Below are 13,356 nucleotides of genomic sequence, written 5' to 3'. Positions count from 1 at the left end.
TCACGTCTGCGTGGTCAACCCTCCGTCGATCACGAAGTCCGCGCCGGTCACGTTGCCCACGACGTCGCTGGCCAGCAGCGCGACCAGCTCGGCGATCTCCTGCGGTCGCGTGAACCGCCCGGTGACGGACTGCCCGGCGGCGGCAGCCTGGATCGCCGCGGGGTCACTGCCCGAGGCGGCGCCGAGCCGCGCCGCGACGCCGTCGGTCCCCAGCCACAGGTCCGTCGCAACCGGCCCAGGGCTGATGGTGTTGAGGCGGATGCCGCGCGGTCCGAACTCCTTGGACAGCGACTTCGACAGGTTCGTCAACGCCGCCTTCGTCGCGCTGTAGTCGATGACCGTCGGGTCGGGCAGGAACGCGTTGACCGAGCTGATCGTCACGATCGATCCCCCGCCGGCCTCGACCATCGGCCCCAGCACGGCCCGCGTGGCCCGGACGGTGGCCAGCAGACCGAGGTTGAGGGTCGCGAGCCACTGCTCGTCGGTCACGGCCAGGAAGCCGTCGATCCGCGGTGAGACCGCACCGACGTTGTTGACGAGGATGTCGACCGGCCCAAGCTCTAGGGCGGCGGCGACCAGGGTGGCCGGCCCGTCCGGTGTCGACAGGTCGACGGCGACCGGGACGACGCCCCCGTCGGCCGCGAGCGCGTCCAGCTCCGGGCTGCTCGACCGCGCTCCCGCGACGACCCGGACGCCCTCACGCGCGAGGGTCCGGGTCACCGCCAGCCCGATGCCCTTGCTCGCCCCGGTGACGACGGCGATCCGCCCGGTCAGTCCCAGCTCCACGGCGCGCGCCCTACAGCCCGTGACCGAGGAGCCAGGTCAGCGACGCCTGCGCGACGTCCTCCCACCCGCTGTCGATCGTCAGCGAGTGACCGCGGCCCTCGAACTGGCGCAGCTCGGTGACGGCGGTCGAGTCGCGGTACTGCTTGAACGTCGAGCGCGTCACGACGTCGGGCACGGTGTGGTCCGCCGTGCCGGAGATCAGCAGCAGCGGGCCACGGTCGGTGTTCTTCGTGTCGACGGCGGCCTGGGAGTGCATGACGAAGTTTGCGGCCGCCGCCTGGAACAGCGGCCGGGCCGGCGACGGGATCGTCCACTGCTCGTAGAGCGCGTCCGACTCCTCCTGCGAGACCGCGTTGCCGAAACCGAAGCGGAACTGCTCCTTGGTCAACGACACCGCCTTGTGCAGGTTGGCGGGGTTGCCCAGGGCCGGGAACCCGGCGCGCAGCTGCGCGAGCGGCAGCGGCAGCACGCCCTTGATCTGGGCCGGGTCGATCGCGATGCCCGCGGCGCCGCGCCCCTGACCGAGCAGCTTCTCGGTGATGAGGCCGCCGAACGAGTGCCCGATGAGGATCGGGGGTGCCGGGAGCGTGGCGATGAGGGCCGCGTAGTGGTCGACCGCGTCGTCGATCCCGACGTTCGCGACGTCGTCGGCCCGCTCGCGCGCCTCCGCCACGGTGTCGGCCTCGTGCGGCCAGCCGGGCGCGACCGGGTCGTAGCCCGCCTCACGGAACTTCTCGACCCACGGTTGCCAGCTGCTCGCGTGCAACCACAGGCCATGGATGAAGACGACGGGACGGGGCTCGGCCATGAGGTTCTCCAGTGCAGGTCGGACGGGCGATCGGGCCCCACCAGCGAACCGCGGGCCCGAGCACGCTGTCCAAGTCCTGATTCCGATGGATCGATAACCGGGCGGGTGCATACCGGACCGCTACGGTGTGGCCGGGAAGGAGCGCGATGGATCTCGACCTGCGTCTGGTCAGGTACTTCGTCGTGCTCGCCGACGAGCTCCACTTCGGGCGGGCGGCCGCGCGGCTGCACATCAGCCAGCCCGCGCTGTCTCAGCAGATCCGCAAGCTCGAGGACTCCGTCGGCACGAAGCTGCTCCTGCGCGACAGCCGCCACGTCACGCTCACGCCCCGGGGCGAGCGGTTCCTCGACGACGGCCGCCAGCTACTCGCGATCGCGGAGCGGATGCGTCAGGAGCCCGCCGCCAACACCGTGCGGATCGCCCACATCTTCGAGCTCAGCACCAGCCGCGTCGTCGCCGACGCCTTCGCGGCGGCACATCCGACCGTCCAGCTGGTCGAGCGGTCGATGGACAGCGCCCGCCAGCTCGACGCGTTGCTGGGCGACCGCCTCGACGTGGCGATCCTGCGCGTGACACCGCGGATGCTGGCCGACCACCCCACCGGCTGGCACCACCGCCCGCTGCGGCTCGAGCCGATGAGTCTCGTCGGCCGGCCAGACGACCCGCCGCGGTCCACGGTCTCCCTGGGCGACCGTGCTCTCGACGTGTTCGCCGACTCGTCGGGATCGGGCCTGTACAACGCGCACGGCGAGTACCTCAGCGCGTTCGAGCGCGCCGCGGGTCTGTCACTGCGGTGGCTGGGCAACCCCGGCACCTTCAACAACTGCCTGAGCATCTGGACACGCGCGCCCGGACCGACGTACCTGTTCGAGTTCGACAGCTACGCGCGGCGCTACGCCGACCTCGGCCTGCCCGTGTACGCGCCGGCCGAGCTCTCACCGGTCTACCCCTGGTCGATCGCGTGGCGGCACGAGCAGCCTTCTCAGCCCACGGCCGACTTCATCCGGACCGCGCAGGCGGTCGCGCGCCGGAACGGCTGGGACGTCCCGCCGGCCGGGGGCGCGCCGGTCTGGGTCCCGCCCGACGAGGCGACCGGGTGACGCTTCACGACGCGACGCATCACACCACCGACGGCTCGCGCACGAGCGGCCGGCGCACGATCGCGTAGCCCACCGAGCCGAGCAGGACGAGGGCCGCGGCCGCCGCCGTCCTTGCCCGGGCCTGGTTGGTGCACGACTCGGTGCTGGCCCGGTCGGTCTCGTCGGGCGCCTCGTCGATGCGCGCCTGCGAGCCCTCAGGTCCGAGGACGGACGTCGTCGGCGAGAGGTCGCACTCGGCGCCGGTCGAGGCCGTGTACGGCGAGAGCGTCAGGGTCAAGCCGGCCGTGACCAGGAACAGTGCGCCCAGCGCTGCCACCCGCCGCCGCCACGGGCACGGCTTGGCCGAGAGGTCCTGCAGCACGACGAAGCCCACACCGAGCGCCGTCAGCAGCAGTACCGCGAACAGAGCCTTGCCCCCGATGTCGCTGCCCATCGCACCCCCTCGACGTGTGATGAGCTCACCTTGGCAGAGAGCACTGGCGGGCGAGGCGGAAAAGCACGTGACCCGCGTATCTCCCCCGTGGTCTGGTGTTCCTGAGTCACCGTCCGCCGCCCATCAGGGCGGCCACCCCGCCCGGAGCACCTCCGCGCGGGCCTCCCACCCACCCGTTCGGAGAACTTCGTCATGCACCCGACCCTCACCTACGACCTGGTCCGTCTCGAGCAGCAGCACGCCGCGCAGCGGTCGCAGCTGGCCCGCGAGCGCGCCAGGACCACCCATCCGTCAGACGCCTCGAGGCGACCTCCGAGTACGCAGCGCCCCGTGGCGCCGGTACTTCGGATCGCGACCCAGCGGCTCGTCTGACCTTCGCCTCGGGCCGGTTCCCCCTCGTGGGAACCGGCCCGTTCGCATGTCCGGGCACCGGCGCGGCCGCCCTGACGTGCCACGATGTGCGCATGGTCGTCATCCGCGCGGTGCCCTGATGGGCCGGCACGCCAGCGCCGAGCCGGCGCCGGAGGCACGCGGTCACCGGACCCTCGTCGTGTGGGCCGAGCGGGTCGCGATGGGCCTCGCGGCGGGCGTCGTCATGCTGCTCGTCCTGCGCTGGGCCAACCTGTCGTGGTCGGCCGCCGCCGCGATCGCCGTGGGCGTCACCGTGCTGGTGCCTGTCGCGGCGTGGGTGGCGTCAACCGTTCCCGGGCACGACGACGGCGGGGTCCGCTGACCGCCCGTCCGACGACGCGGTGGGCGGCCCCGTGTGGATCCGGTCGACGATCGACACCGCACCGAGGACCGCGACGGCGAGCCCGATCGCTGCGATGACGTCGGTCAGGAAGTGGTAGCCCAGGTACAGGCGACTGACCGCCACGAGCACCGTCCCGACGACGGTCAGGACGCCCCAGCCGACGAGCCGCGCGGTGGATCGTCGGCGGCTGCACACCAGGTACCCGGCGACCAGCAGGAGGGTCGCAGTGCCGAGCGTGTGGCCCGACGGGAACGACGCGCTGTGCTCGGCGCCGGGGATGTGCATCGTGTCCTCGGGTGGACGCGGCCGGCCGACAAGGTCCTTGACGACGACGCCCAGCAGCGTGGAGCCGATCATCGCGCCCGCCAGCAGCACGGGCCGCCACCACTCGCGGCGCCACCACCACCAGCCGGCGCACGCGAGGAACACGAGGATCGGCAGCACGGTCGGCCCGGTGACGAAGGTGATCGCGGCGAGCACGTTCGTCATCCACGGGGACCGGTTCGCGACGAGCCAGTCGAGCACCGCCTGGTCGGCAGCGGCGAAGTCGTCGCCCTCGCGGACGTCGTCCAGCATCTTGCCGAACACGAGCAGCCCGCCCGCCATCAGCACGAGTCCCGGCAGGTAGGTCCACAGCAGGACACGGGTGCGTTCGGACGTCATGGCGCCCCAGCCCACCACACGCCCGGCGCCCGCGCGAGCAGGCCGGATGCCGGAAACGGCCTAGGGTGAGGCGTGTGACCAGCCAGACCACCACCACGTCCCCCGCGAACGGCCACGAGAGCGCCGACCGCATCGTGTGGATCGACTGCGAGATGACCGGGCTCGACCTGGGCGCTGACGCCCTCGTCGAGGTCGCCGCCGTCGTGACCGACTCCGAGCTGCGGGTGCTGGGTGAGGGCGTCGACGTCATCATCGCCCCGCCGCCCGAGGCTCTCGATCAGATGGGCGACTTCGTCCGGACCATGCACACGACGTCCGGCCTGCTCACCGAGCTCGAGACGGGCACGACCCTGGCCGACGCGCAGCAGCAGGTGCTCGACTACATCCGCGCGTGGGTGCCGGATCCGGGCAAGGCACCGCTCGCCGGGAACTCGGTCGGCACGGACAAGACGTTCCTCGACCGGGACATGCCCGAGCTCGTCGGTCACCTGCACTACCGGATCATCGACGTCTCCTCCATCAAGGAGCTGGCGCGCCGCTGGTACCCGCGCGTGTACTTCTCCGCCCCCGCGAAGAACGGCGGCCACCGCGCGCTGGCCGACATCCTCGAGAGCATCGACGAGCTGCGCTACTACCGCGCCGCCCTGCTCCCCGAGCAGCCCGGGCCCGACTCGAAGACCGCCAAGAAGATCGCCGCACAGGTCGCCGCCACCTCGGTGCGGACAGCGCTCGAGGGTTGATTTAGGCATCGGGCTCCGCTCCGGTACAGTTCTTCCTGCCCCGTTCACGGATGGGGACGTGGTGGGTATAGCTCAGCTGGTAGAGCACCTGGTTGTGGTCCAGGGGGTCGCGGGTTCAAGTCCCGTTACTCACCCCATGCGCACGAAGGGCCCCGATCCTCGGATCGGGGCCCTTCGTCGTTGCCGGGTCAGATGCGGGCGGCCACCGCGTCGGCGAACTTCTCGAGCGAGCCGGGCGCGTGCGCGAAGAACAGCGACGGCTCCGCGAGCTCGAGCTCGAGGACCACGGGGTTGCCCTCGTCGTCGGGGATCAGGTCGACCCGGGCGTACAGCAGCGGCTTGTCGACGCCCGGCGCGAGCTGCGGGAGGGCCGCGACGACGCGCTCCGCGACCTCGCGCTCGGCGTCGCTGGCCTCGCGGGGGCTCATCTCCTCGCGCGCGTAGAGCTCGTTGTCGTCGGCGCGGAACGGGCCGTCGAGGATCGGGCCCTTGCGCACGGCGTGGCTGAACTCGCCGTCGAAGAACACCAGAGCGGTCTCGCCCGCGGTGTCGACCTGGCGCAGGTAGCGCTGGATCATCACGCGGCGGCCGACACCGAGCAGGTTCTTGGCGTGCATGATCGCGAGCGACCGCGACGGCGTGACGTCGGCCTGGTACCGGCCGGTGTCACGCGAGCCCGCACTGACGGTCGGCTTGATGACGAAGTCGCCGAACGCCGGGAAGCGCGTGTGGATCGCACGCGAGTCGAAGTTGCGCTCGGGGTCGAGCCAGATCGTCGGGACGATCGGCAGGCCGGCCTTCTCGAGGTCGCGCAGGTAGGTCTTGTCGATGTTCCAGCCGACGACCGGCGCGGGGTTGAGCAGCGTGCTCGTGCGCTCGACGCGGTGGGTCCAGTCGACGAACTGCGCGGGGCGGCTGGTGTAGTCCCAGGTCGAGCGGATCACGACGTGCTGGTAGGTCCCCCAGTCGACCGTCGGGTCGTCCCAGACGACGATGTCCGTCGCGATCCCGCGCTCGAGGAGGGCGTCACGCAGCGGCAGGTCGTCCGGATCGAGGTCCGGCAGCTCGGCGCAGGTGGCGAGGGCAAGGCGCGCGGTCGTCGAGGTCACGTGCGCAGCCTACCGACCGCATGTGTCGGGCTCGGTCCTCGACCTGCGTCAGGCGCGCTTCTCGACGACCGCGTCGGGAACGCTGGGCGGGCCAGCCTCGGTTCGCTCGTCGGCCAGCCGGCGCAGTGCACGCAGCACGCTCTGGCCGTTGACGTGCCCGATCGGCCGACCGTGCTCCCAGACGGGCACGCCCACTCCCCCGGCGTCCTCGTCGACGAGGTGGTCGAGGACCTCGCTGAGCTCGTCGCCGAGCTCGACGTGCGGGCGGTCGGTCCCGTCCGGCGCGTCGTCGACCAGGTCCGAGCGCTCGAGCCGCCCGAGCGTGAGCAGGCGTGCGGTCCGTCCGCTCCCGACGAGGTCCGCGACGGGCGCCGACGCAGGCCGCGCGACGATCTCGAGCGGGGGCGCGAGCTGCTCGATGTGCGCGCCCTCGCTGAGCACGGCCACGCGGTCGGCCATCCGCACGGCCTCGTCGATGTCGTGCGTGACGAGCATCACCGTGGTCCCCAGCTCGCGCTGGATCTTGGAGAACTCGCGCTGCAGGCGCCGCCGGCCGACCGGGTCGACCGCGCCGAACGGCTCGTCCATGAGCAGCACGGGCGGGTCGGTGGCCAGGGCACGAGCCACGCCGACGCGCTGGCGCTCGCCGCCGGACAGCTCGTGCGGGTAGCGCTTGGCATAGCGGTCGGGGCTCAGCCCCACGAGCTCCAACAGCTCGGTGACGCGGTTGCGCGTCCGCTGACGGTCCCAGCCGAGCAGCTTGGGGACCGTCGCGACGTTCTGGGCGACCGTGCGGTGCGGGAAGAGGCCGACGTTCTGGATGACGTAGCCCATCCGGCGCCGCAGCTGGACGGGGTCGACCTTGGTGACGTCGTCGCCCTCGAGCAGGATGCGGCCCGCGCTGGGCTCGACCAGCCGGTTCGCCATCCGCATCGTCGTCGACTTGCCGCAGCCCGACGGTCCGACGAGCACCAGGACCTCGTGCGGGCGCACGTCCAGGCTCAGGTCGTGCACCGCCGCCGGCCCCGTGCCGCTGCCGCCGGGCGCGTACGTCTTGCTCACGCCGTCGAACCGGATCGCCCACTCGTCTGCCACCCGAGGGACGCTAGCGCCCAGGTCCGACACCCGCGACCCACCCGGGTCGCGCCACTCCCGGACTGCGCGTGTCAGACGCGCCCGTTACGGTCGCACCATGCGTCTGGCGGACACACCACCGAACCCGTGGTTCTCGTGGGACTACGTCCAGCGCAACCACGCCGACATCACCGAGGCGCTCGGTCAGCACGTCTCCCTGACGCTCCAGGCCGTGGCGATCGCGCTCGTCCTCGCCCTGCCGCTGGCTGCGCTGGCCCACACGAGGCCGCGCCTCGCCGCGCCCGTGGTCGGCACGGCCGGCGTGCTCTACACGATCCCGTCGCTCGCGCTGTTCGCGCTCCTGGCGCCGTACACGGGCATCGGCCGGACGACGGTGCTCATCGGGCTGGTCGCGTACGCGCTGCTCGTGCTCATCCGCAACATCCTCGTCGGGCTGCAGGGCGTCGACCCGGCCGTCACGGACGCCGCGCGCGGGATGGGCTACGGGCGCACGCGGATGCTCGTCCAGGTCGAGTTCCCCCAGGCGCTGCCGAGCATCGTCGCGGGCGTGCGCGTGGCGACCGTGACGACCGTGGCCCTGGTGACCGTGGGCGTCGTCGTCGGGTTCGGCGGCCTCGGCCAGCTGATGTTCCGCGGCTTCCGCAGCAACTACCACGCGGAGATCATGACGGCCACGATCCTGTGCCTGGTCCTGGCGCTGATCGCCGACGTCGCGATCGTCCTGCTCGCGCGCTGGATGATGCCGTGGTCACGATCAGCCCGGGTCCTGTCGGACGTGTCGGCGTGAGGGGACGGCCATGGACATCCTGAGCGAAGCCTTCGCCTGGCTCAACGACCCCCTGAACTGGACCGGCCGCAACGGCGTGATCGCCCTGACGGCGGCACACCTGCAGGTCACCGTCCTGGCCGTGGTGCTCGCGGCCGTGGTCGCCCTGCCCGCCGGGGTCTGGCTGGGGCACGCCCGACGAGGCGGCACGTTCGGTGTCGTCATCGCCAACACCACGCGCGCGCTGCCCACGCTCGCCCTGCTGACGCTGTTCGCCTCGGCCGGGCTCTTCGGCAACACGGCGACCGTCCTGGCCTGCGCGATCTTCGCGATCCCCCCGCTCCTCACCAACACCGTGACCGGCCTCGGCGACGTCGACCGCGACATCGTGGACGCCGCACGCGGCCTCGGGATGTCCGGCCGACGACGTCTCGTCGAGGTCGAGCTCCCGCTCGCCGTCCCTCTCATCGCGGCCGGCGTGCGCACCGCCGTCGTGCAGGTGCTGGCGACGGTCCCGCTCGCCGCCCTGGTCGGCGGCACCAGCCTCGGCACGATCGTGGTGACCGGGTTCGGCACCCAGCGCTACGGACAGGTGCTTGCCGGAGGCATCCTCGTTGCCGCGCTGTGCCTGGTTGCGGAAGGCTTGCTGGCGATCGTGCAACGACTTCTCACCCCACGTGGCCTGCGGGAATCCTCACGGGCCCGCCGTGGTTGGCGCCGACAGCGATCACCCGGCGTACCGGTTGCCGCCACGGCTTCGAGCAGTTCGAATGGTCCAGCGTCGACGTGACCGTCGGCGACCGACGCGCAGCACTGCGCACCCCACACACCACCCGACCCAGGAGCTCACGATGCGCGTCCGCCACCTGACGGCCAAGACCCTGCTGGCCACCTCATTGCTCGCCTCGAGCCTTCTCCTCGCCGGTTGTGGCGAGGCCGGGTCCGGCGGCGGCGAGGCCGAGCCCACCTCCTCCGGCACGTCCGGGGCAGCCGACTGCGCGCCCGTCGCGGGCGACAAGCTCGTCGTCCTCACCGACGACAAGGGCCTGCAGAACTCGGACAACATCATCCCGGCCGTGAACAAGGCCGCCGCGGACAAGAACCCCGAGATCCTCGACCTTCTCAACTCGGTCTCGGCGGCGCTCGACACCGACAAGCTGATCCAGCTCAACAAGGCCGTCGACATCGACCGCAAGACCTCGACCGAGGTCGCCGCGGAGTTCGTCACGACCAACAAGCTCGAGGCCACGGACAAGAGCGGCAGCGGCAAGCTCGTCGTCGGCGCCGCGAACTTCTCGGAGAACGTCACGCTCGCCGAGATCTACGGCGCGGTGCTGAAGTCCGCCGGCTTCGACGTCGAGGTGCGCACGATCGGCAACCGCGAGACCTACCTGCCGGCGCTCGAGAAGGGCGACCTGGTCGCCGTCCCCGAGTACGCCGCGACGCTGGCGGACTTCCTCAACGCCAAGATCAACGGTGCTGACGCCAAGTCGGTCGCATCCGACGAGATCGCGACGACGGTTGCGGCTCTGACGCCGCTGGCCGAGCAGAGCAAGCTCGTCATGGGCGAGGCCTCCGCCGCGCAGGACCAGAACGCGTTCGCAGTCACCCAGGAGTTCGCCGACGCGCACAAGGTCACCAGCCTGAGCGAGCTGGCCGCCGCCTGCGGCGGTCTGACCCTCGCCGGTCCGGCGGAGTGCCCGGACCGCCCGTTCTGCCAGCCGGGTCTCGAGGACACGTACAGCCTGGTGTTCTCGGACTTCAAGTCCTACGACTTCGGCCTGATCGGTGCCGCGGTTCGCAAGGGCGAGGCCGCGATCGGCCTGGTCCTGTCGAGCGACGGCTCGCTGGCCGCCAGCTGAGCTGACGCACGCACGACGAGGGCGGCTCCCCACCCGGGGAGCCGCCCTCGTCGTATCACCCCACGCCCGCCGGGTCGTCGACTGCGCGCAGGGCGTCGCTTGCCCCCGCCGGGTCGTCGATTCCGCGTCGGGTCGTCGGTTTGGCGTCAGGTCGTCGGTTGCAACCGACGACCCGTCGCCGAACCGACTACCCGGCCCCGCGATCGGCGACTCGTGGCCGCCCGGTCAGAGGCCGGCAGCCTCGCCGAAGCGGAGCCACACCTCGCTCAGCGTCGGGTACGCCGGCACCGCGTGCCAGAGCCGGGCGAGCGGCACCTGCCCGACGACCGCGATCGTCGCGGCGTGCAGCATCTCCGCCACGTCGGGCCCGACGAAGGTCGCGCCGACGATGGTCCCCCGGGCGTCGTCGAGCACCAGCTGCGCGGTGCCGCCGTAGTCGGGCGAGAGCACGCTCGCGCCCGCGAGGTTGGCCAGGTCGTACGGCACGACGCGGACGTCGATGCCCGCCTTCCTCGCGCTCGCCTCGGTGTGGCCGACCCAGGCGACCTCCGGGCGGGAGAAGACGACCTGGGGCACCGACGCCTCGTCGGCGGTCGCGCGGTAGCGCGACCAGGGGCCGGCGTCGGTCTCGGCGGCACGCAGCGTCTCGTCGGACCCGAACCGCGCGGCCACGACGTCGCCGACGACGCGTGCGTCGTACTTGCCCTGGTGGGTCGTCGCCGTCCGGCCGGTGACGTCGCCGACCGCGAAGAGCCAGCCGCCGTCCGCGCCGGTCGCGGCGAGCGTGTCGTCGACCTCGATCGGCCGCCCGGGCGTCAGGCCCACGCTCTCCAGGCCCAGGTCGTCGGTACGCGGCCGGCGGCCGGTCGCCACGAGGATCTCGTCGGCGTCGACGGTGCGGTCACCGAGCGTCACGTGGACGCCGTCGTCGTCGCGCGCCACCGCGGTGGCCTCCGCACCGAACAGCACGGTGACACCGAGCGACTCGAGCGACGTCGCGACGGCCTCACCCGCGAAGGGCTCAGCGCCGGCGAGCAGGCGGTCGCCGCGCACGACGAGCGTCACCTCGCTGCCGAAGTCCGCGAACACGGTCGCCATCTCGACGCCGACGACGCCACCGCCGAGCACGACGAGGCGCGCGGGCACCTGCCGGACGGAGGTCGCCTCGCGGCTGGTCCACGGCTTGGCGGCTGCGAGCCCGTCGACGTCGGGCACGATCGCTGCCGAGCCCGTCGCCACGATCACGGCGTGCCGTGCGGACACCCGCTGCTCGCCGTCCTCGGAGGTCAGCACCAGCTCGCGCGGGCCGGTGAACCGGGCGTGGCCGCGCAGCAGCGTGAGGCCGACGCTCTCCACCCAGGAGACCTGGCCCGAATCGTCCCAGTGGGCCGCGACCTCGTCGCGGCGCGCCAGTGTCGCCGACACGTCGACGTCGGCGGCTGCCTCCGCCCCGGGAACGGCGCGAGCGGCCGCGAGCGCAGCACCCGGGCGGAGCAGCGCCTTGGACGGCATGCAGGCCCAGTAGGAGCACTCGCCGCCGACCAGCGCGTGCTCGACGAGAGCCACGCTCAGCCCGCTCCGACTGGCGCGGTCGGCGGCGTTCTCGCCGACGGCCCCACCCCCGACGACGATCACGTCGAAGGTCTCGTTGTCCGCCATCGCGGTCTCCTGTCCGTGCCTGCCCGACGCCGACCGCCGGGACCTCAGCCATCGTCGCCCGTCCGGGCACCGACCGCAGGACGAGTCGCCCGAACCGCCCCACGCACCCCGCGAATCAGCGGAGGAGCGCGTGGGCCTCGCTGCTCGCGTCGTAGCCGACCAGCTGCCGCCCGTTGCTGACCAGATCGGTGACCCCGTCGGGGTACCGCGCCCGGAAGGCCTCGTCGCCGGTGACGGCGTCGCACGCCACGAGCTCACCGCGGCCCGCCCCTCCGCTCGAGTCCTGGGGAAGCAGGATGTTCCGGCCATCCGTCAAGAGCGACGTGGAGACGACGATGCGATCGGGGTCACCGGCGGTCCACAGCGCGGCGCCGCTGCGTCCGTCGAACGCGACGATCCTTCCTGCCCCGGCCACGTACACCCGACCGCGCAGGACGATGGCCTGCTCGGCGGACACCGGGTCGTCCGTCACCCACAGCGATCTTCCCGAGGTGGCGTCCCACGCCTCCACAGTGCCCGCGCTCGTGAGCATCAGGCCCGGCAGGCTGCCGTCGTCGACAGTCATCGCGACCTCCTGCCCGGTCAGGACGAGGTCGTCCTGGGGTGTTCCGTCCGCGGACAGGACCGTCGTGGTCGGCACCCCGTCGGAGCCGAGCGAGGCACAGCTGATGTGGTCGGGACCGATCGTCGACCAGCCGAGGAACCCGGGGCCTGCCTCGACGCGGACATCCCGCAGGAGGTGACCCTCGGTCGAGACCACCGCGGTCCTGCCGTCGTCCGACCGGACGACGAGACGGTCGTCGGCGAGCCGGATGCCGACGTGCTGCGCGGCCTCACCGCCGTCGTCCAGCTCGGTGCGACTCCCGAGCTGGAGCTGCCATCGGACCTCCCCGGTGAGCAGGTCGTAGGAGGTTACGGCGGCGGTCTGGTCCCGCAGGGTCGCGACGACGACGGCACCCGGCAGCACCGCGAAGCTGTCGCCACCATCGATCGGCCACTCGGCCATCGACGAGCCGTCATCGGCACGGAACGCGATGACGCGGGTCGACGTGGCCTCGATCGCCTTTGGCTTCGGACCCCGAGAATCGGGTGTGCCCCCGTCGGATACGAGGCAGACGACGCGACCGCCGTCGGACTGGCACGCGGTGCCGTCGTAGAACTGGCTCCCGGCAAGGGCCGGGGTCGGACCCAGCAACGCCACCGATCCCGTCACCGTGCCGGTGCGCCGGTCCCGCCAGACGTACGCCTGCGAGCCGTCAGCGGCCTGGACCACGGATCCCTCGGGAGTGAACATCCACGCCGCATCGGCGCCAGTGGCCCGCGTGACCACGTCGAGGTGCTGATCGACAGGTTCCAGGACGCCAGGCACGTCCGCGAGCCTGGCGATCTCCGACCGTTCGCGGTCGTCGATGGTGTGCTGCGCCGCGACGAGCACGCCGACGACGACGAGCCCGACGGGCACCGCGAGCCACCCGCGCCGGCGGCGGGACCCCGTCGGCGGGCCGACCTGCGCAGCGTCGTCGGTGCCGTCGTCGACCACGACCTCCTGCATGACCCCGCGCCCCATGGCGGGACCGTAAC

14 protein-coding genes and 1 tRNA gene are annotated in these 13,356 nt (G+C 72.2%); 7 read left to right on the top strand and 8 right to left on the bottom strand.

Going from position 1 to position 13,356, the window contains the following annotated elements; all coding sequences use genetic code 11:
- Positions 1-786, bottom strand: a complete 786-nt coding sequence (locus EDF34_RS08875; RefSeq protein WP_123371006.1) for an SDR family NAD(P)-dependent oxidoreductase — start codon at positions 784-786, stop codon at positions 1-3.
- Positions 787-796: 10 nt separating this feature from the next.
- Entirely contained in the window at positions 797-1,594 is a 798-nt protein-coding gene (locus EDF34_RS08870) for an alpha/beta hydrolase (protein ID WP_123371005.1), read from the bottom strand.
- A gap of 146 nt (positions 1,595-1,740) precedes the next feature.
- On the opposite strand from EDF34_RS08870, the gene EDF34_RS08865 reads away from it, so the two are divergent.
- The gene (locus tag EDF34_RS08865) at positions 1,741-2,694 is read left to right on the top strand and encodes a LysR family transcriptional regulator (RefSeq protein WP_123371004.1); all 954 of its coding nucleotides are present in this window, start codon (positions 1,741-1,743) and stop codon (positions 2,692-2,694) included.
- 19 nt (positions 2,695-2,713) lie between these two features.
- Here the strand turns inward: EDF34_RS08865 and EDF34_RS08860 are convergent, their stop codons facing one another.
- Positions 2,714-3,127 (bottom strand): hypothetical protein, encoded by a 414-nt coding sequence (locus EDF34_RS08860; RefSeq protein ID WP_123371003.1) that lies wholly within the window; start codon positions 3,125-3,127, stop codon positions 2,714-2,716.
- Between the two features lie 490 nt (positions 3,128-3,617).
- On the opposite strand from EDF34_RS08860, the gene EDF34_RS08850 reads away from it, so the two are divergent.
- The gene (locus EDF34_RS08850) at positions 3,618-3,860 is read left to right on the top strand and encodes a hypothetical protein (protein WP_123371001.1); all 243 of its coding nucleotides are present in this window, start codon (positions 3,618-3,620) and stop codon (positions 3,858-3,860) included.
- Here the strand turns inward: EDF34_RS08850 and EDF34_RS08845 are convergent.
- Positions 3,822-4,544 (bottom strand): phosphatase PAP2 family protein, encoded by a 723-nt coding sequence (locus tag EDF34_RS08845; RefSeq protein ID WP_123371000.1) that lies wholly within the window; start codon positions 4,542-4,544, stop codon positions 3,822-3,824. The two genes, EDF34_RS08850 and EDF34_RS08845, sit on opposite strands and share 39 nt — an antisense overlap.
- Before the next feature lie 74 nt (positions 4,545-4,618).
- On the opposite strand from EDF34_RS08845, the gene orn reads away from it, so the two are divergent.
- Together orn and EDF34_RS08835 are read left to right on the top strand one after the other, a co-directional pair.
- Positions 4,619-5,284: an oligoribonuclease gene (orn, locus tag EDF34_RS08840; RefSeq protein ID WP_123370999.1), complete on the top strand. Its 666-nt coding sequence runs from the start codon at positions 4,619-4,621 to the stop codon at positions 5,282-5,284.
- A gap of 61 nt (positions 5,285-5,345) precedes the next feature.
- Positions 5,346-5,421: transfer RNA gene (locus EDF34_RS08835), tRNA-His, on the top strand.
- A gap of 51 nt (positions 5,422-5,472) precedes the next feature.
- Here EDF34_RS08835 and EDF34_RS08830 read toward each other — a convergent pair.
- Together EDF34_RS08830 and EDF34_RS08825 are read right to left on the bottom strand one after the other, a co-directional pair.
- Positions 5,473-6,393, bottom strand: a complete 921-nt coding sequence (locus tag EDF34_RS08830; protein WP_123370998.1) for a RimK family alpha-L-glutamate ligase — start codon at positions 6,391-6,393, stop codon at positions 5,473-5,475.
- Positions 6,394-6,441: 48 nt separating this feature from the next.
- Positions 6,442-7,488 (bottom strand): ABC transporter ATP-binding protein, encoded by a 1,047-nt coding sequence (locus tag EDF34_RS08825; RefSeq protein ID WP_123370997.1) that lies wholly within the window; start codon positions 7,486-7,488, stop codon positions 6,442-6,444.
- A 97-nt stretch (positions 7,489-7,585) separates the two neighbouring features.
- Here EDF34_RS08825 and EDF34_RS08820 point away from each other — a divergent pair, with 97 nt between their 5' ends.
- The 3 genes from EDF34_RS08820 (at position 7,586) to EDF34_RS08810 (ending at position 10,116) form a co-directional block, all read left to right on the top strand.
- Positions 7,586-8,275 carry an ABC transporter permease gene (locus tag EDF34_RS08820; protein ID WP_123370996.1) on the top strand — a complete coding sequence of 230 codons (690 nt, stop codon included), beginning with the start codon at positions 7,586-7,588 and terminating at the stop codon, positions 8,273-8,275.
- Positions 8,276-8,285: 10 nt separating this feature from the next.
- Positions 8,286-9,044: an ABC transporter permease gene (locus EDF34_RS08815; protein ID WP_123370995.1), complete on the top strand. Its 759-nt coding sequence runs from the start codon at positions 8,286-8,288 to the stop codon at positions 9,042-9,044.
- Between the two features lie 61 nt (positions 9,045-9,105).
- The gene (locus EDF34_RS08810; protein ID WP_123370994.1) at positions 9,106-10,116 is read left to right on the top strand and encodes a glycine betaine ABC transporter substrate-binding protein; all 1,011 of its coding nucleotides are present in this window, start codon (positions 9,106-9,108) and stop codon (positions 10,114-10,116) included.
- Between the two features lie 225 nt (positions 10,117-10,341).
- Here EDF34_RS08810 and EDF34_RS08805 read toward each other — a convergent pair whose 3' ends face one another.
- Together EDF34_RS08805 and EDF34_RS08800 are read right to left on the bottom strand one after the other, a co-directional pair.
- Positions 10,342-11,775, bottom strand: a complete 1,434-nt coding sequence (locus EDF34_RS08805; protein ID WP_123370993.1) for an NAD(P)/FAD-dependent oxidoreductase — start codon at positions 11,773-11,775, stop codon at positions 10,342-10,344.
- A 115-nt stretch (positions 11,776-11,890) separates the two neighbouring features.
- Positions 11,891-13,342, bottom strand: coding sequence for a PQQ-binding-like beta-propeller repeat protein (locus tag EDF34_RS08800; protein WP_123370992.1), 1,452 nt, complete (start codon positions 13,340-13,342; stop codon positions 11,891-11,893).
- Between the last annotated feature and the right edge of the window lie 14 nt (positions 13,343-13,356).

Origin of the sequence: Cellulomonas sp. PhB150, from assembly GCF_003755175.1 — a bacterium.
Lineage (GTDB): Bacteria > Actinomycetota > Actinomycetes > Actinomycetales > Cellulomonadaceae > Cellulomonas.
The sequence above is the reverse complement of the archived record's forward strand: the minus strand, read 5'-3'. Positions and strand labels throughout refer to the sequence as shown.